Source organism: Roseomonas sp. CECT 9278 (assembly GCF_918698155.1).
Lineage (GTDB): Bacteria > Pseudomonadota > Alphaproteobacteria > Acetobacterales > Acetobacteraceae > Neoroseomonas.
The window spans coordinates 25,096-40,678 of the sequence record NZ_CAKKLX010000009.1; the positions used below are offsets into that span (position 1 = coordinate 25,096).

Here is a 15,583-nt window from a genome sequence, read left to right on the forward strand (position 1 = left end):
CCCGCCTGGCGCGATCTCAGCGATCCCGCTGCCCCGCCACGAAGGCGCCCCCATCGGTGGGGCGCAGTGCCTCGAACAGGTCGGTCACCGCCGCGTAGTCGCGGTAGCCGCAGCGCGCCACCGGCTGCGCGGCCAGCGTGTCGAAGCGGCCGTCGCGCAGATAGGCCTGGTCGATATGCACGCCGACCACCTGGCCGATGATGATCCAGCCCTGCAGCGCCGCGCCCTCGGTGTCATGCAATTGCATCGACGACACCACGCGGCATTCGAGCGACGCCGGGGACGCCGCGACACGTGGCGCGCGCACCACGCGGCAGGGCGCTTCCTCCAGCCCCGCGGCGGCGAATTCGCTCTCGCCCGCCGGCTGCGCGCCGGAGGAGACGTTCATCGCGTCGAACAGGTGGCGCGGGACCAGGTTGCAGACGAACTCCCCGGTCGCGATGGCGTTCGCCGCGCTGTGCTTCATCGTCTCGGTGGTGAACATCACCATCGGCGGGCGCGAATGCACCGCGTTGAAGAAGGAATAGGGCGCCAGGTTCGCCCGCCCCTGCGCATCCACCGTCGAGATCCAGCCGATCGGCCGCGGTGCCACGATGGCCTTGAAGGGATCATGCGGCAGGCCGTGCCCGTGGCGCGGTTCGTAGAACATTCAGCCCCTCCGCTTCGCCACGATCGCCCAGAGCCGCGGCCCCGCCAGCGCCAGCACGGCGATGGCCAGGATCACCGCGCTGCCCGGCCGCGTCACGAAGACCGACCATTCCCCCTGGCTGATGGTGAGCGCCTGGCGCAGCGCCTGCTCGGCCATCGGCCCCAGGATCATGCCGATCACCACCGGGGCCACCGGGAAGTCGAAGCGCCGCATGAACATCGCCACCACGCCGAGCGTATAGAGGATCACGAGGTCCCATACGCTGTTCGAGATGCCGTAGGTGCCGATCGTCGCAAACACCAGGATGCCGGCATACAATTGCGGCACCGGGATCTTGAGGATGCGGACCCATAGCCCGACCAGCGGCAGGTTCAGCACCACCAGCATCACGTTCGCGATGAACAGGGACGCGATCAGCGTCCAGACCAGTTCCGCCTGCTGCGTGAACAGCAGCGGCCCGGGATTGATGCCATAGGACTGGAAGGCGCTCAGCATGATCGCCGCGGTCGCGCTGGTGGGCAGGCCGAGCGTGAGCATCGGCACCAGGATGCCGGCGGCGGCGGCGTTGTTCGCGGCTTCCGGCCCGGCCACGCCTTCGATCGCGCCGGTGGTGCCGAATTCCTTCTGGTATTTCGGCTTCGCCAGCTTCCGTTCGGCGTAGTAGCTCAGCATGGTCGGCATCTCGGTGCCGCCGGCCGGCAGCACGCCGAAGGGGAAGCCCAGGCCCGCGCCGCGCATCCAGGGCCAGAAGGACCGCTTCAGGTCCTGCTTCGACAGCATCACGCTGCCCACCGGCAGCACCTGTGCCTCGCCGCCGTGATGGCGCCAGGCCATGTGCAGCGCCTCGCCCACCGCGAACAGCGCAACCGCGACCAGCACCACGTTCACGCCATCGAGCAGCTCCGGCACGCCGAAGGTCAGCCGCGGCTGGCCGGTCTGCAGATCGATCCCCACGAGGCCCAGCATCAGCCCGAAGGCGAGCGAGGTCAGCCCGCGCAGCGCCGACGAACCCAGCACCGCCGACACCGTCACGAAGCACAGCACCATCAGCGAGAAATACTCCGCCGGTCCCAGCACCAGCGCCCATTCCACGATGACCGGCCCGATGAAGGCGATGCCCAGCGTGCCCACCGTGCCCGCCACGAAGGACCCGATCGCCGCCGTGGCCAAGGCCGGCCCCGCGCGCCCGTTGCGCGCCATCTTGGCCCCTTCGAGGGCGGTGATGATCGATCCGCTCTCGCCTGGTGTGTTCAGCAGGATCGACGTGGTGGAGCCGCCATACATCGCGCCATAGAACACCCCGCAGAACAGGATGAAGGCGCCGGTCGCGCTCACCTGGAAGGTGATGGGCAGCAGCAGCGCGATGGTCAGCGCCGGTCCGATGCCCGGCAGCACGCCCACCGCCGTGCCGAGGAAACACCCCAGCAGCGCCCAGGCCAGGTTGGTGAGCGTGAGCGCATTGCCGAAGCCGAGCGCGAGGCCCGCGATCGAATCCATCAGGGTGCTTTCAAGGGAAGGTCGGGGGAGGGAACGCCCGCGATCCATTTTCTGTCACTGGGGAACTGACAGCCGAGGTCAGTTCCCCAGTGCCAGAAAACGGCGGCGGATTCGGGGGAGGTGTCCTCCCCCGACCTTCATCTTGCGTCACAGCACCGCCTCCCCGCGCAGCACCGCCACGCAGCCCCCGCCCACGCGCGCCCGGATGCCGTCCTCGGTGCGCCGTGCCCGCGCGCGCAGCAGGCTTGGCCGCCCCATCTGCGCGCCCTGCGTGATGTCCCAGGCGCCTTCCTCGGCACCATCGAGGTGCAGCAGGAAGCCCGCCAGCGGCGTCGCCGCGCTGCCGGTCGCCGCGTCCTCGACCGTGCCGGTCAGTGGCGAGAACATGCGCGCGCGCACCGCCGCGCCGTCGCGGCAATAGATGTAGAGCGACAGGAAGCCGCGCGTGGCCTCCGGATGCTCCGCGACGGCACGGCGGAAGGCCGCGAGGTCGGGCGTGGCGGCGGCCAGGGCCTCCGGCGTCACCTCGGTGAGCAGGCGGTGGTTGCCGCCATCGGCCGCCAGCACCGGCGCGTGGCGCGCTGTCACGATCGCGTCCTCGGCGATGCCGGCGCAGGCGGCGGCGGTGGCGGCCGGCAAGGTCGCGCCGAGCTTGAGCGGCTGTGGCGCGGCGACCTCCGCGCCCACCACGCGCCCGGCCTGGTCGCGGTCCAGCACCACCTCCACCAGGCCGGCGGGTTCCTCGAAGCGATAGGCGCGCGGCGCGGCCTCGTCCTCGCGGCCCAGCACCCAGGCGGTCCCGACATTGGGGTGGCCGGCGAAGGCCATCTCCGCCACGCGGTTGAAGATGCGCACGCGGGCGCTGTTCTGCGGATGCGCGGGCGGCAGCACGAAGGTCGTCTCGCTGAGATTGAACTCGGCGGCGAGGGACTGCATCTCGGCATCGGTCAGGCCGCGGGCATCGGGAAACACCGCGAGCTGGTTGCCGCCGAAGCGGGTGTCGGTGAAGACATCGACGGTGACGAAGCGGAAGGCGCGCATTGTTCTATGCCCTCAGGCGCCGGGCGCCGGCATGCGCCGGCTTGGCTTGCGCGCCGGGCACTGGTGCGTGGGCGGCGGCTTGCGGGTTGGGCGCGGTCGCGCTGCGCGCTCGCGGATCGTGCAGGGGCACGATCCGGTTTGCTGTGGCCGGCGGGCGTGCGCTGGCCACGGGCGCGTCCTGGTGCGCCGGCATCACGTCACCTCCCGCCCCAGCGCGCGCAGGATCGCGCCCTCCAGCAATCCGGCGCCGATATTCACGCCCAGCGCCTCGACGAACAGGAAGAAGGCGCCGAGCGACACCAGCAGCGCGATCGCGGCATCGCGCAGCGGGCTGCGGCTGCCGAAGGCGCGCGCGGTGCAGACGAACTGGATGGCGGCGGACAGCGCGAAGCCGAGCGGCACGATCAGCACCAGGTTCAGCAGCATCCCGCCGCCCAGCCAGGCCAGCGAGACCACGTTCGGCGGCCCCGCCTCCGCGACCTCAGGAATGTCGGCGCTCCAGCCGCCGCGCAGCGCCGCCACCACCAGCAACAGGCCAAGCGCCGCCAGCGCGCCGGCGACCAGCGCCGGCACCAGCTTCGGCCCCACCACGGCATAGACCGGCGTCACCGGGATCACCCAGGTGAGCCACCCCGCCATCGCCCCCAGCGCCACCACGCCGAGGCCGACCGCCAGATCCGGAACCGCGCCAGGCTTCATCGCCGCGGCCTCAGGCGAGGCCGAGATCCTTGAGCACGGCCTCCATGTCGGCGCGGTCGCGGTCCAGGAACTGGTCGAAGGGCGCGCCGGTCAGGAAGGCATCCTCCCAGCCGCGATCCTCCAGGATGCGCTTCCAGGCATCGGTCGCGTGCACGGCCGTCATCAGGTCGACCAGCGCCTGGCGCTGTGCGGGGTTGATGCCCGGCGCGCCGAACACGCCGCGCCAGTTGATCGCCACCACGTCGATGCCGCTTTCCTTCAGCGTCGGCACCGCGGGATCGATCCGCCGCTCGCCGGTGGTGGCCAGGGCGCGCACGCGCCCGGCCTTGATCTGTTCGGAGAATTCCGACCAGCCGGAAATCCCTGCCGTGACCTGTCCGCCCAGGATGGCGGCCTGCGCCGGCCCGCCGCCCGGGAACGCCACGAAGGACGCCTCGCGCGCCTGGCGGCCGAGCTTCTGCAGCATCAGGCCCAGGATGATGTGGTCGGTGCCGCCCGCGCTGCCGCCCGCGACCGACACGCCGCGCGGATTGGCCTTCAGCGCATCGGCGAACTGCGTGATGGTCTGGATCGGGCTGTTGGCCGGCACGATGATCACGCCGGCCTCGGCGGTCATGCGCGCGATCGGCACGGTGTTCTGCAGCGTCACCGGCGTCTTGTTCGTGAGCGTCGCGCCGACCATGACGGAGCCCGAGACCATCAGCGCATCGGCGCGCCCGCGGCGCTGCGCCAGGAAGCGCGGCAGGCCCACCGTGCCGCCGGCGCCGCCGACATTCTCGAACTGGAAGGTGCCGACCAGGCTGGCGGCGCGGGCGGCCTGCTCGATGGCGCGGCCCAGGCCGTCCCAGCCGCCGCCCGGGCCGGCCGGGACAAACATGTAGATGCTCGCGAAGCGCTGCTGCGCGAAGGCCAGGCGCGGGGCAAGGCCGAGCGCGGCGGCGGCAGCCAGGAAGGTGCGGCGTTGGGTCATGGCGGTTCCGGTCGTTTCCTCGAATCTTGGGCAAGTCTGCGACGCGGCCAGGGCCAAGGGAAGCAGGGAAAGCACGCGCCCGGGCGCGCTGGCCCTGCCGCGGGTGCGACGCATTCGCTTGGAGCCCGCTTGCGCTGCCGCATCCGGTGACGGAAGGATGCCCCGGGGGAATCGGGGGAGGACGCCACCATGACGGGGAACGGGGATGCGCCGCGGCTTGGCCGCAGGCTGCTGGTGTTGCGCGTGGCCGGGCTGGGTGCCGCGGCGGCCACGCTGTCGGGCTGCGTCGTGGCGCCGGCGCCGGTCTATGCGCCCGGCCCGGTCCGCACGGGGCGGACCGATGCCGACCCCAGTGACGGGCCTGGCCAGGGCCGTGGCGGCTACCGTGGCCCGGCGCGCACCGGGGTGACCGACGCCGATCCCAATGACGGGCCCGGCCAGGGGCGCGGCGGGTATCGCGGGCGCGCCCGCACCGGGCTGACGGATTCCGACCCGAATGATGGTCCGGGCCAGGGGCGCGGCGGCGGCCGGCGCCAGGTCAGCGACAGCGACCCGCGCGACGCGCCGGGCCGCGGCCGCGGCTGGTAGCGACCCGCGCGCGCGCCGCATGCGGCGGGGCCGGTGCGGCGGCGCTGTTGCGAAATCCTTCGCAGGACCGGTGTGCCAGCGCACTCACCAAGCCTTCACGCCGCTTGCCGAAACTGTTCCGCCGGGCCGATGATGCAGCCAGGGGAAGGAGCAGTGCTGAGATGACCGATCGGGATTCCGCCCAGGACGCACCACCGCCTGCAGCCGCGGAGGATGGCGAGGAGCGTCGGCTTGGCCGGCGCCTGCTGGTGCTGCGCGTGGCCGCGGCCGCGGGCGTGGCGGCCATTGCGGCCCCGGCGGCGCAGGCGCTGGAGGCCACGCCCGTCCAGTACCGTACCGGGCTCACGGATTCCGACCCCAGCGACGGGCCAGGCTATGGCCGCGGCGGTGGCCGCCGTGGCACCGGCATCACTGATGCCGATCCCAGCGACGGGCCGGGCTTCGGGCGTGGCGGCTATCGCGGGCCGGCGCGCACCGGGATCACCGATGCCGACCCCAATGACGGCCCCGGCCAGGGCCGCGGCGGTTATCGCCCGCGCCCGCAGGGCCGGCCCTATACCGGCATCAACGATGGCGACCCGGGCGATCCGTCCGGCTACGGCACCGGCTGGCGCCAACGCCAGCAGCCGCGTGGCGTGACCGACAACGACCCGAACGACGCGCCGGGCCGCGGCCGCGGCTGGCGCTGACCGGCACCCGCCGGACGCGCTGCGATGGCCGGGGATGACCTCACGCGGCGCGGACGGCTCTCGCGCCGCCTGCTGGTGCTGTGTACGCCGGCGGCCGCGCTGGTGCCGATCGCGGCGCTGGTGCCCGCTGTCGCGCAGGCCCAGCCGCGCACCGGCTATTCGGATGGCGACCCGCGCGACCCGGCGGGGCGCGGGCGGCCCTATACCGGGCAATCCGACAGTGATCCGCGCGATGGCGCCGGACGCGGCCGGCCCCGCACCGGCTATTCCGACAGCGACCCGCGCGACGGCGCCGGCCGCGGTCGCCCGCGCACCGGTGTGTCCGACAGCGACCCCCGCGATGCCGCCGGGCGTGGCCGCCCCCGCACCGGCCTGTCCGACAGCGACCCCCGCGATGCCGCGGGCCGTGGCCGCCCGCGCACCGGCTTTTCCGACAGCGACCCGCGCGATGCCGCCGGGCGCGGACGAGGATCCCGATGACTGCCACCTTGGCTGAAGACGCCTGGTCCCTGGCCTTCGGGACGATGCCGCTCGAGGACGGGCTGGCGCTGCGCGAGGCCACCGCCTGGCGCCTGATGCCGGGCAACGACCCCGACCGCTATGCCGGGCTGCTGTCGATCGCCGACCTCGATGCCTTCCTGCGCACGGATGCCGCGCGGACGCCGCGGGTGTCGATGGCCGATGGCGCCCGCAAGGGCGGCGCCGGCGTGCCGTTCGAGGAATACATCGAGGATGGCGGCGACCGCGTCGACCTGCCGCGACTGCTGGCGCGCCATGATGATGGCGCGAGCCTGGTGGTCTCGCAGTTCCACGAGGTCCATCCGCCGCTGGCACGCTTCTGCCGCGGGCTGGAGAAGGCCTTCCTGCATGGCGTGCAGGCGAACATCTACCTGACGCCGCCGGGCGCGCAGGGCTTCCGCGTGCATTTCGACACCCATGACGTGCTGGTGCTGCAGGTCTCCGGCCGCAAGGCGTGGCGGGTGTGGGACGCCATCCCCTATGCCGCGCCGACGCGCCACACGCCCTGGCACAACAATGCCGCGCCCGAGGGCGAGCCCCATGCGCTGCTGATGGCGCCGGGCGACGCGCTGTACCTGCCGCGCGGCGTGCTGCACGAGGCGATGGTCCAGGACGGCGCGGAACCGTCGCTGCACGTGACCGTCGGCTTCATGGAACCAGCGATCGGCGAGATGCTGCGTGACCTGCTGGGCGAGCTGGAGGCGGAGGAACCCGCGCTGCGCGCCGCCATCCCGACCTGGCGCCTGGGCGAACCCGAGGGCGTGGCGGCGGTGCGTTCCGTGCTGCGTGGCGCGCTGGCCGCGCTGGGCCATGACGGCCTGGCCGATCGGGTCGCGGTCGCGGCGCTCGACCGCCTGGTGCGCGACCGCATGTCGTTGCCGCGGCGCGGCCTTGTGGCGCGCGTGCCCGGCCCGCAGGATCGGCTGCTGCTGTCCGAGACGATGCACCACACGCTGGTGCCGCTGCCCGCGGGCGGCGCCGCGCTGCGCTGGTATGGCGGCGTCGAGACCCTGAGTGCCACGGAGTTCGCCTGGCTGGTCGCGCTGGAGGACGGCGCGACGCCGGCATCGCTGGGCGAGGACGCGCTGGCCTTCTGCCGCCGCCTCGCCCGCGTCGGGCTGCTGGAGCCCGTCTGAGGCAAAGCCCGGTCCGATGGGGCTTGCCTGATCGGGTCGGGGTGCTCGTGAAGACCGGGGACTGGCGGGGATGCCCGCGCCCTTCGGGGTGATCGCCTGCGCGGCCCTGGCGGCCGTCATCTGGCAGGGCGGCCGGGTCGCTCCGCCGGCAAGCCGTGCCGCCCGGACCTCCCGCAACTGGCCCGGCGCCGGCGCCTGCCCTACCGTGGCGGGGCAACCACCAGCCGGGAACCCCAGCCATGGCCCTCACCGTCCAACAGATGCTCGCCGCCGCCGAGGCCGTGGTGCCGCGGATCTCGCCCGAGGAGGCCAAGGGCCTGGTCGGGCGCGACGACGTGGTGTTCCTGGATGTGCGGGAGCCCAACGAGGTCGCGGCCTCCGGCAAGGTGCCGGGCGCGCTGGCCATCCCGCGCGGCCTGGTGGAATTCCGCGCCGACCCGGCATCGGCCCTGCACGATGCGAATTTCGACCGGGCCAAGACCGTGGTGGCCTATTGCGCCTCGGGCGGGCGCTCGGCGCTGGTGCTCAAGACGCTGCACGACATGGGCTACACGAACGTGCGGAACCTCGGCGGCTTCAAGGGCTGGGCCGATGCGGGCGGCGAGATCGAGAAGGTCTGATCAGGCCGCCGGCTTGGGCGCGCGCGGGCGGGGCGCACGCTCGCTTTCCGTCTTCAACTGCCCGCAGGCCGCCAGGATGTCGCGCCCGCGCGGGCGGCGGATCGGGCTGGAGTAGCCGGCATCGTTCAGGATGCCGGCGAAGCGCTGGATCGCTTCGCTGGTGCTGGTCCTGTAGGCGCTGCCGGGCCAGGGATTGAACGGGATCAGGTTCACCTTGGCCGGGATGCCGCGCAGCAGGCGCACCAGCTCGCGCGCCTCGGCCTCGCTGTCGTTCACGCCGCGCAGCATGACGTATTCGAAGGTGATGCGCCGCGCGTTCGAGGCACCGGGATAGCGCCGGCAGGCCGCCAGCAAATCCTCGATCGGGTATTTGCGGTTCAGCGGCACGATTTCGTCGCGCAGTTCGTTCGTCACGGCATGCAGCGAGACCGCCAGGCCGACGCCCAGCTCCGCCCCGCAGCGATCCATCATCGGCACCACGCCGGAGGTGGACAGCGTGATGCGCCGGCGCGACAGGCCGATGCCCTCGTGGTCCATGATGATGCGCAGCGCCTTGGCCACGTTCTCGTAGTTGTAGAGCGGCTCGCCCATGCCCATCACGACGATGGTGGACAGCAGCCGCGGCGCGCCATCCTTGGGCGAGGGCCATTCGCCGTAGGAATCCCGCGCCGCCATGAACTGACCGACGATCTCGGCCGCGCCCAGGTTGCGCACCAGTTTCTGCGTGCCGGTGTGGCAGAAGGTGCAGGACAGGGTGCAGCCGACCTGGGTGGAGATGCAGACCGCGCCGCGATCCTCCTCCGCCGAGGGGATGTAGACCGTCTCGATGCGCTGTGCGTCGCGGAAGGCGAAGACCCATTTGCGCGTGGAATCGGTGCTGTCCTGCCGGGTCGCGACCTCCGGCCGGCCGACCACGAAGCGTTCCGCCAGCCTGGCCTGCATGGGCTTGGCGATGGTCGTCATCTTCGCGAAGTCGGTCTCGCCCTGGTGGTAGATCCAGTGCCAGACCTGCTTGGCGCGGAAGGGCTTTTCGCCGATCGCGGCCATTTCGGCGGCGAGTTCCTCGCGCGACAGGCCGACCAGGTCGCGGCGGCCATCGGGCAGGGTGGCGGGCGGCGGGGCGAAGATCGCGGCCTTGGCGAGGATGCGGGCGCGCTCGGCATCCAGCAGGCCATCGGTGGTCGCGCTGGTCGCCGTGCTGCCGGCGTCCATGCTCACCGTCGCTCCACCGCCTCCGGGGCTCATCGCCGCGGCGGCGACGCCGGGCATTCCTGGCTGATGGCGTCGTAGGCGGCCGAGAAGCCGGTCAGGCTGAAGGTGTCGGTGGCGGTGCCGCGCCCGCCGGCCCGCGGGCCGCGCGCCACGGCATTGGCGCCGCCACGGAAGGCGGCCACCGCGGCACGCCCGTCGCGTGCGAAGGCGGAATTGCCGCCGGTGTAGAACGGCAGTTCGCGGCTGCCCACGGCGACCGTGACCGCCGCGTTGCGCGGATAGGCATAGCCCGCCGAGAGCGCCACCTGGTCACGGCTCGCGGCCCGGTGGGTGACGGTGAGGATCACGCCGTCCCGCGCCGGGTCGGACCGCGACGCGCGGGTGAAGGCGTAGCACACCTTCTGCCCGGCCTCGGTATGCACCGCGGCGATCCAGTCCTGGAAATCGCCCAGCCGTCGCGGACCCTGCTGCGCCGGCGCGGCGCCCGCGGGTGCGCGCTGCTGCGCGATGGCCGGCACGGCGACCAGGGCGGACAGGGCGAGGCAGAGGATGGCGGCGCGCATGGGCGGTGTTCTACGAAGCCCGGGCGCGCGGGGCAACCGCGCCGCGCCGGGGGAGCGCCGCGCCAAGGCGCCGGCGCCGTCCCGCGACGCCATGGCTGGCTGGCCGTCCGCCGCGTCCCGGCGTAACAGGCCGCCATGACCGACGCCGCCGACGCCGCCCTGGCCGCCCAGTACGAGGCCTACCCCTATCCCCTGCGCGACCCGCGGGACGAGGCGAAGCGCCTGGTGGTCGGCAGCCCGTCACACCTGCGCGAGGTCGACCACTGGATCTTCGGCGCCCGCCGCCCGGCCGCCACGCCGCTGCAGGCCCTGGTGGCCGGTGGCGGGTCGGGCGATGCCACCGTGATGCTGGCGCAGCAGCTGGCCTGGGCTGGGCGGCCGGGCGGCGTGACCTGGCTCGATCGTTCCGCCGCCGCGCGCAAGGTGGCCGGGGCGCGGGTGGCGGCCCGGTCGCTGTCCAACGTGACCTTCGCCGAGGCGTCGATCCTGGACCTGCCGGGCAGCGGGCTCGGGCCCTTCGACTACATCGATTGCTGCGGCGTGCTGCACCACCTGCCGGACCCGCTGGAGGGGCTGCGGGCGCTGGTGTCGGTGCTGGCGCCGGGCGGCGGCATCGGGCTGATGGTCTATGCGCCGCATGGCCGCACCGGCGTGTACATGCTGCAGGATGCGCTGCGGCTGCTGGCGCCGCCCGATGAACCGCCGGCGCAGCGCGTGGATGTGGCCAAGCGGTTGTGGAAGCAGGCGCCCGAGACCGCCTGGCTGCGCCGCAACCCCTGGATCACCGACCACCTGAAGGGCGGCGATGCCGGCATCTACGACCTGTTGCTGAACCCGCGCGATGTCGCCTTCTCGGTCCCGGCGCTGGCGGCGCTGGTGGATGGCGCGGGGCTCGAGATCCGCTGCCTGGTCGAACCCTTCCGTTACGACCCGGACAGTTTCCTGACCGACCCGCGGCTGCGCGAGCGCACCGCGCGGCTGGACCCGGTTCAGCGCGCCGCCCTGGCCGAGGCGGCGGCCGGCAACATGGGCATCCACATCGCCTATTGCGTGCGGCGCGGCGAGGCGGTGCTGCCCGACTGGACCGACCCCGCCGCCGTGCCGGTGCTGCGCGAACTGGATGCCGCGAAGGTCGCCGCCGGCATCCCGGGCGACGGCATCCTGCGCGTGGCTGCCGACGGGCTGGTGGTGCCGGTCGCGCTGCCGCGCCTGGCTGCCGCCATCATCGCGCGGGTCGATGGCCGGCGGTCGGTCGGTGAAATCGGCGACCAGCTCGCGGCCAACGGCGTCTCGCGCGAGGTCTTCGCGAAGGATTTCGCCGCCCTGGCGCGGGCGCTGGAGCGCGTCAACCGGCTGCTGCTGGCGGCCGCCTGACGGGGCGTCCGGCGACCAGTTCGCGCGCTGCTGCCGTCTCGTGCCGATGCGCCCGCCCGATCCCGGGCCGGCCTGCGCGCCGCTCGGTCGGGCATCGCGCCGCGACCTGCCTGAACGCCGCCGCGACGTGCTGGCCGCCGCGCGCGTTCTCCCGGAAGATGGCACCAGACATGGCCAGGAGGGCCTCGCATGACGGTGATCGTTGGTTTGTCCGGGAGCCTGCGCGGCGGCTCGCTCAACACCGCGCTGCTCAAGGCGGCGCAAGGGCTGATGCCGCCGGGCGCGCGCCTCGATGTCGCGACCCTGCAAGGAATTCCGCTTTATGACGGCGACCTGGAGGCGGCGCAGGGCCTGCCCGCCGCGGTGACGGCGCTGAAGGACCGGATTGCCGCGGCGCAGGGCCTGCTGCTGGTGACGCCGGAATACAACAACGGCATCCCGGGCGTGTTCAAGAACGCGATCGACTGGCTGTCGCGGCCGTCATCCGACATTGCGCGGGTGTTCGGCGGCAGGCCGGTCGGGCTGATCGGCGCCTCGCCGGGCGGGTTCGGCACCATGCTCGCGCAGAATGCGTGGCTGCCGGTGCTGCGGACGCTGGGCACGGAGCTGTGGACCGGCGGGCGGCTCATGGTGTCGCGCGCGGGTGGCGTGTTCGATGCCGGCGGGGCGCTGACGGATGCCGCGGTCGAGAAGCAACTGCGCGGCTACATGGAGGGCTTCACGGCCTACGTCGCGGCGCGGGCGGCGTAGACCGCGTCCGATCAGCGGGACCGTCGGGTCGCGTCGCGACGGGCGCGGCCCAACGTGTCGGCCGCGCTGCGGCGAGCGGTGGCATCGCCGGTCATGCGGCGCGGCTAGAGCATGCTACGTTCGCTCGCGCTCACTTCGCAGGCTCTAGCCTGTTGTTTTCAGAGCATCTTCACGCGTTCAGAAGATTCGATCTGATCGGGATCTGCCCTAAGCCCCCAGCCGCGCGCGCACCAGCCGCAGCGCCTCGGCGAAGGCGGCATCGGCATCCAGCGTGGTGGTGTCGAGCTGCAGCGCATCCGCCGCCGGGCGCAGCGGTGCCACCGGGCGGTTGGCGTCCTGTGCGTCGCGATCGCGGATCTCGGCCTCGACCTGCGCGGGGTCGGCGGCCACGCCGCGGCCGGCCAGTTCCAGGAAACGCCGGCGCGCGCGTTCCGCGACGCTGGCCGTGACGAACAGCTTCGCCGCCGCGTCGGGAAACACCACGGTCCCGATATCGCGCCCATCCAGCACCGCGCCATGGGCGCGGCCGAAATCGCGCTGGAAATCCAGCAGCGCGGCGCGCACCGCCGGGATGGCGGCGACCGCGCTGGCCGCCATGTCGGCCAGCGGGCCGCGCAGGTCGGCGCGGGCCAGGTCCTCGGGCACCAGGGCGCGGGCCGCGGCCTCGGCGATCGTGGCGTCGCGCGGGTCGGCGCCGGCATCCAGCACGCGCCGCCCGACCGCGCGATACAGCAGGCCGGTGTCGAGGTAGGGCAGGCCCAGCGCCGCCGCGAGCCGGCGCGCCAGGGTGCCCTTGCCCGCCGCGGCCGGTCCATCCACCGCGATGATCGCGCGCGGCGCGGGGTCAGGCGCCGGCAATCGGCCCGCCCGGCGCGCCATTGCCCACCAGCCCGTTCATCAGCACTGCGAAGCCGGGGAAGGAGGTGTCGATGAAGGCGGCATCATCCACCGTCACCGGCATCCGCGCGCCCAGGCCCATCACCAGCGCCGCCATGGCGATGCGGTGGTCCATGTGCGTCTCGACCGTGCCGCCGCCGGGAATGGCGCCGCCGGTGCCCTGCACGATCAGGTCGTCGCCCTCGATCGCCGCGGTCACGCCGTTCACCGCCAGCAGCGCGGCGGTGGCGGACAGGCGGTCGCTTTCCTTCACGCGCAGTTCCGCCAGGCCCTTCATGCGGGTGATGCCCTGCGCGGCGGCGGCGGCCACGGCCAGCACGGGGTATTCGTCGATCATCGACGGCGCGCGGCCGGGCGGGACGGTCACGCCGGTCAGCTGCGTGTATTCCGCGACGATGTCGCCGACCGGCTCGCCGCCGGCGATGCGTTCGTTCTCGACGCGCAACGCCGCGCCCATTTCGCGCAGCGTCGCGATCAGGCCGGTGCGGAGCGGGTTGAGGCCGACATTCTCGATCACCACGCGCGATCCCGGCACCAGCAGCGCCGCCACGATGGGAAAGGCCGCCGAGGACGGGTCGCCGGGCACCACCACCGGCGCGGCCACCAGTTCCGGCTGGCCCTCCAGCGTGACCACGCGGCCGGCGGGCGTATCGGTCACGGACACCGTCGCGCCGAAATGGCGCAGCATGTTCTCGGTGTGGTCGCGCGTGGGTTCCGGTTCGACCACGCGGGTGGTGCCGGGCGCGCAGAGGCCCGCCAGCAGGCAGGCCGATTTCACCTGCGCGGAGGCGACCGGCAGCACGTAGTCGATGGGCAGCGGGTCGGTGGCACCGCGCACGGCCAGCGGCAGGCGGCCGCCCTCGCGCGTCCAGAACTGGGCGCCGGTGGCCGAGAGCGGGTCGGTCACGCGCTTCATCGGGCGTTTCCGCAAGGAGGCATCGCCGGTCATCACCGCGAAGACCGGATGGCCCGAGATCAGCCCCAGCAGCAGCCGCGCCGCGGTGCCGGAATTGCCCATGTCCAGCACATCGGCCGGTTCCACCAGCCCGCCCACGCCGCGCCCGGCCACGCGCCAGGCGCCGGGGCCGGTCTGCGTGACCTCGGCGCCCAGGGCGCGCATGGCGGCGGCGGTGCGGAGCACGTCCTCGCCTTCCAGCAGGCCGGTGATGGTGGTGGTGCCGACCGCCATGGCGCCGAACATCAGGGCGCGGTGGCTGATCGACTTGTCGCCCGGCACGCCGAGCCGGCCGGACAGCGGGGCGGAGGGGGCGGCGGCACGAAGCGGCCTCGGCGCGGGATCGGACATGGCTTGGGCGTTTGACACGCCCCGGCATCGCGTGGCAATGCGCCCGACCTTTTGGAAATCCGCGACGAGGCACCACCCCCCGGCCCCGTTGCGCGAGACGGATGTGATCCATGGCGAAGCCTGAACTCGGCCTGAAGCGCAGCTGCGTCTCCTGCGGCACCAGGTTCTACGACCTGGCGCGCGCGCCTGCCGTCTGCCCGAAATGCGGCACGGAGCAGCCGGCGGAGCAGCCGCGCCTGCGCCGCGCCGCCGCCACGCCCATCCCGGACGAGAAGCTGAAGAAGCGCGCCGTCGCCGCGGAGGCGGAGGGCGAGGAGCTCGAGGTGGAGGATGTCGAGGGCGACGAGGCGATCGAGGACGCCGAGGAGCTCGAGGACGAGGCGGACGGCATCGACGAGGCGATCGAGGTCGAGACCGAGCGCGACGAAGAGACGTAACTTTTTTGCCCTCAGGCGCCGGGCGCCCGCGGATCGCTGCGCGATCCTAGTTTCTTTGCCCTCAGGCGCCGGGCGCCCGCATGCGCGGGCTCGGCTTGCGCGCCACGCACGGGTGCGCCGGGCGCGGCTGATGGGTTGGGCGCGGTCGCGCCGTGCGCTCCCGGATCGCTGCGCGATCCGTTTTGTCTGCCCTCAGGCGCCGGGCGCCCGCATGCGCGGGCTTGGCTTGCGCGCCACGCTTGGGTGCGCCGGGCGCGGCTGATGGGTTGGGCGCGGTCGCGCCGTGCGCTTCCGGATCGCTGCGCGATCCGTTTTGTCTGCCCTCAGGCGCCGGGCGCCCGCATGCGCGGGCTTGGCTTGCGCGCCACGCACGGGTGCGCCGGGCGCGGCTGATGGGTTGGGCGCGGTCGCGCCGTGCGCTCCCGGATCGCTGCGCGATCCGTTTTGTCTGCCCGTAGGCGTTGGGCGCCCGCATCCGCGGGCTTGGCTTGCGCGCAACGCGCTGTTGAACCCATCGCGACAGGTTGTCTCGGCGCGGTCGCGCCATACGCCACCGAACCGCCGCGCGACCCGCCGTTCTGCGCAGGTCGCGGGCGATGTCGGCGCGCCACGCGTTCCGTCCGCCGGCACAACGCG

Annotated in this window: 17 protein-coding genes; 8 read left to right on the forward strand and 9 right to left on the reverse strand. The window is 73.2% G+C overall.

The annotated features are described in order from the left end of the window. Positions 1 to 16: 16 nt before the first annotated feature. The 5 genes from LQ222_RS08270 to LQ222_RS08290 all read right to left on the reverse strand — a co-directional run bounded on the left by LQ222_RS08270 (position 17) and on the right by LQ222_RS08290 (position 4,856). Positions 17 to 649, reverse strand: a complete 633-nt coding sequence (locus tag LQ222_RS08270; protein ID WP_230165707.1) for a flavin reductase family protein — start codon at positions 647 to 649, stop codon at positions 17 to 19. Next, positions 650 to 2,146 (reverse strand): tripartite tricarboxylate transporter permease, encoded by a 1,497-nt coding sequence (locus LQ222_RS08275; protein ID WP_230165710.1) that lies wholly within the window; start codon positions 2,144 to 2,146, stop codon positions 650 to 652. It abuts the gene before it with no gap. Between the two features lie 147 nt (positions 2,147 to 2,293). Next, on the reverse strand, positions 2,294 to 3,187 hold the full coding sequence (locus LQ222_RS08280; protein WP_230165711.1) for a PhzF family phenazine biosynthesis protein: 894 nt from the start codon (positions 3,185 to 3,187) through the stop codon (positions 2,294 to 2,296). A 192-nt stretch (positions 3,188 to 3,379) separates the two neighbouring features. Beyond that, on the reverse strand, positions 3,380 to 3,886 hold the full coding sequence (locus tag LQ222_RS08285) for a tripartite tricarboxylate transporter TctB family protein (RefSeq protein WP_230165712.1): 507 nt from the start codon (positions 3,884 to 3,886) through the stop codon (positions 3,380 to 3,382). Between the two features lie 10 nt (positions 3,887 to 3,896). Further along, positions 3,897 to 4,856, reverse strand: coding sequence for a tripartite tricarboxylate transporter substrate binding protein (locus LQ222_RS08290; protein ID WP_230165713.1), 960 nt, complete (start codon positions 4,854 to 4,856; stop codon positions 3,897 to 3,899). Positions 4,857 to 5,045: 189 nt separating this feature from the next. Between LQ222_RS08290 and LQ222_RS08295 the strand changes: the two genes are divergently transcribed. The 5 genes from LQ222_RS08295 to LQ222_RS08315 all read left to right on the forward strand — a co-directional run bounded on the left by LQ222_RS08295 (position 5,046) and on the right by LQ222_RS08315 (position 8,408). Beyond that, positions 5,046 to 5,444 carry a hypothetical protein gene (locus LQ222_RS08295; protein WP_230165714.1) on the forward strand — a complete coding sequence of 133 codons (399 nt, stop codon included), beginning with the start codon at positions 5,046 to 5,048 and terminating at the stop codon, positions 5,442 to 5,444. 161 nt (positions 5,445 to 5,605) lie between these two features. Next, the gene (locus LQ222_RS08300; protein WP_230165715.1) at positions 5,606 to 6,133 is read left to right on the forward strand and encodes a hypothetical protein; all 528 of its coding nucleotides are present in this window, start codon (positions 5,606 to 5,608) and stop codon (positions 6,131 to 6,133) included. Positions 6,134 to 6,157: 24 nt separating this feature from the next. After that, complete coding sequence (locus LQ222_RS08305) at positions 6,158 to 6,613, forward strand: hypothetical protein (protein WP_230165857.1); 456 nt, start codon at positions 6,158 to 6,160, stop codon at positions 6,611 to 6,613. Further along, on the forward strand, positions 6,610 to 7,788 hold the full coding sequence (locus LQ222_RS08310) for a cupin domain-containing protein (protein ID WP_230165716.1): 1,179 nt from the start codon (positions 6,610 to 6,612) through the stop codon (positions 7,786 to 7,788). Before LQ222_RS08305 ends, LQ222_RS08310 begins: the two co-directional genes overlap by 4 nt. Positions 7,789 to 8,027: 239 nt before the next feature. Continuing rightward, positions 8,028 to 8,408 (forward strand): rhodanese-like domain-containing protein, encoded by a 381-nt coding sequence (locus LQ222_RS08315; protein ID WP_230165717.1) that lies wholly within the window; start codon positions 8,028 to 8,030, stop codon positions 8,406 to 8,408. Here LQ222_RS08315 and rlmN read toward each other — a convergent pair whose 3' ends face one another. Continuing rightward, a complete protein-coding gene (rlmN, locus tag LQ222_RS08320; RefSeq protein WP_230165854.1) occupies positions 8,409 to 9,620 on the reverse strand; it encodes a 23S rRNA (adenine(2503)-C(2))-methyltransferase RlmN in 1,212 nt (403 codons plus the stop codon). A 29-nt stretch (positions 9,621 to 9,649) separates the two neighbouring features. After that, complete coding sequence (locus LQ222_RS08325; protein WP_230165719.1) at positions 9,650 to 10,183, reverse strand: invasion associated locus B family protein; 534 nt, start codon at positions 10,181 to 10,183, stop codon at positions 9,650 to 9,652. Between the two features lie 135 nt (positions 10,184 to 10,318). Here LQ222_RS08325 and LQ222_RS08330 point away from each other — a divergent pair, with 135 nt between their 5' ends. Both LQ222_RS08330 and LQ222_RS08335 read left to right on the forward strand, forming a co-directional pair. Continuing rightward, positions 10,319 to 11,557 (forward strand): methyltransferase, encoded by a 1,239-nt coding sequence (locus tag LQ222_RS08330; RefSeq protein ID WP_230165721.1) that lies wholly within the window; start codon positions 10,319 to 10,321, stop codon positions 11,555 to 11,557. A gap of 189 nt (positions 11,558 to 11,746) precedes the next feature. Next, on the forward strand, positions 11,747 to 12,307 hold the full coding sequence (locus tag LQ222_RS08335; RefSeq protein WP_230165723.1) for an NADPH-dependent FMN reductase: 561 nt from the start codon (positions 11,747 to 11,749) through the stop codon (positions 12,305 to 12,307). Between the two features lie 207 nt (positions 12,308 to 12,514). Here the strand turns inward: LQ222_RS08335 and cmk are convergent, their stop codons facing one another. Both cmk and aroA read right to left on the reverse strand, forming a co-directional pair. Further along, positions 12,515 to 13,186, reverse strand: a complete 672-nt coding sequence (cmk, locus tag LQ222_RS08340; protein WP_230165724.1) for a (d)CMP kinase — start codon at positions 13,184 to 13,186, stop codon at positions 12,515 to 12,517. After that, entirely contained in the window at positions 13,152 to 14,510 is a 1,359-nt protein-coding gene (gene aroA / locus LQ222_RS08345; protein WP_230165725.1) for a 3-phosphoshikimate 1-carboxyvinyltransferase, read from the reverse strand. Before aroA ends, cmk begins: the two co-directional genes overlap by 35 nt. 110 nt (positions 14,511 to 14,620) lie before the next feature. On the opposite strand from aroA, the gene LQ222_RS08350 reads away from it, so the two are divergent. Next, entirely contained in the window at positions 14,621 to 14,947 is a 327-nt protein-coding gene (locus LQ222_RS08350) for a TIGR02300 family protein (RefSeq protein ID WP_230165726.1), read from the forward strand. The last annotated feature ends 636 nt before the right edge of the window (positions 14,948 to 15,583 follow it).

Coding starts and splice junctions, on each gene's coding strand:
- LQ222_RS08270 (WP_230165707.1), bottom strand. CDS start 649: ATGTTCTACGAACCGCGCCACGGGCACGGCCTGCCGCATGATCCCTTC.
- LQ222_RS08275 (WP_230165710.1), bottom strand. CDS start 2,146: ATGGATTCGATCGCGGGCCTCGCGCTCGGCTTCGGCAATGCGCTCACG.
- LQ222_RS08280 (WP_230165711.1), bottom strand. CDS start 3,187: ATGCGCGCCTTCCGCTTCGTCACCGTCGATGTCTTCACCGACACCCGC.
- LQ222_RS08285 (WP_230165712.1), bottom strand. CDS start 3,886: ATGAAGCCTGGCGCGGTTCCGGATCTGGCGGTCGGCCTCGGCGTGGTG.
- LQ222_RS08290 (WP_230165713.1), bottom strand. CDS start 4,856: ATGACCCAACGCCGCACCTTCCTGGCTGCCGCCGCCGCGCTCGGCCTT.
- LQ222_RS08295 (WP_230165714.1), top strand. CDS start 5,046: ATGACGGGGAACGGGGATGCGCCGCGGCTTGGCCGCAGGCTGCTGGTG.
- LQ222_RS08300 (WP_230165715.1), top strand. CDS start 5,606: ATGACCGATCGGGATTCCGCCCAGGACGCACCACCGCCTGCAGCCGCG.
- LQ222_RS08305 (WP_230165857.1), top strand. CDS start 6,158: ATGGCCGGGGATGACCTCACGCGGCGCGGACGGCTCTCGCGCCGCCTG.
- LQ222_RS08310 (WP_230165716.1), top strand. CDS start 6,610: ATGACTGCCACCTTGGCTGAAGACGCCTGGTCCCTGGCCTTCGGGACG.
- LQ222_RS08315 (WP_230165717.1), top strand. CDS start 8,028: ATGGCCCTCACCGTCCAACAGATGCTCGCCGCCGCCGAGGCCGTGGTG.
- rlmN (WP_230165854.1), bottom strand. CDS start 9,620: ATGGACGCCGGCAGCACGGCGACCAGCGCGACCACCGATGGCCTGCTG.
- LQ222_RS08325 (WP_230165719.1), bottom strand. CDS start 10,183: ATGCGCGCCGCCATCCTCTGCCTCGCCCTGTCCGCCCTGGTCGCCGTG.
- LQ222_RS08330 (WP_230165721.1), top strand. CDS start 10,319: ATGACCGACGCCGCCGACGCCGCCCTGGCCGCCCAGTACGAGGCCTAC.
- LQ222_RS08335 (WP_230165723.1), top strand. CDS start 11,747: ATGACGGTGATCGTTGGTTTGTCCGGGAGCCTGCGCGGCGGCTCGCTC.
- cmk (WP_230165724.1), bottom strand. CDS start 13,186: ATGGCGCGCCGGGCGGGCCGATTGCCGGCGCCTGACCCCGCGCCGCGC.
- aroA (WP_230165725.1), bottom strand. CDS start 14,510: ATGTCCGATCCCGCGCCGAGGCCGCTTCGTGCCGCCGCCCCCTCCGCC.
- LQ222_RS08350 (WP_230165726.1), top strand. CDS start 14,621: ATGGCGAAGCCTGAACTCGGCCTGAAGCGCAGCTGCGTCTCCTGCGGC.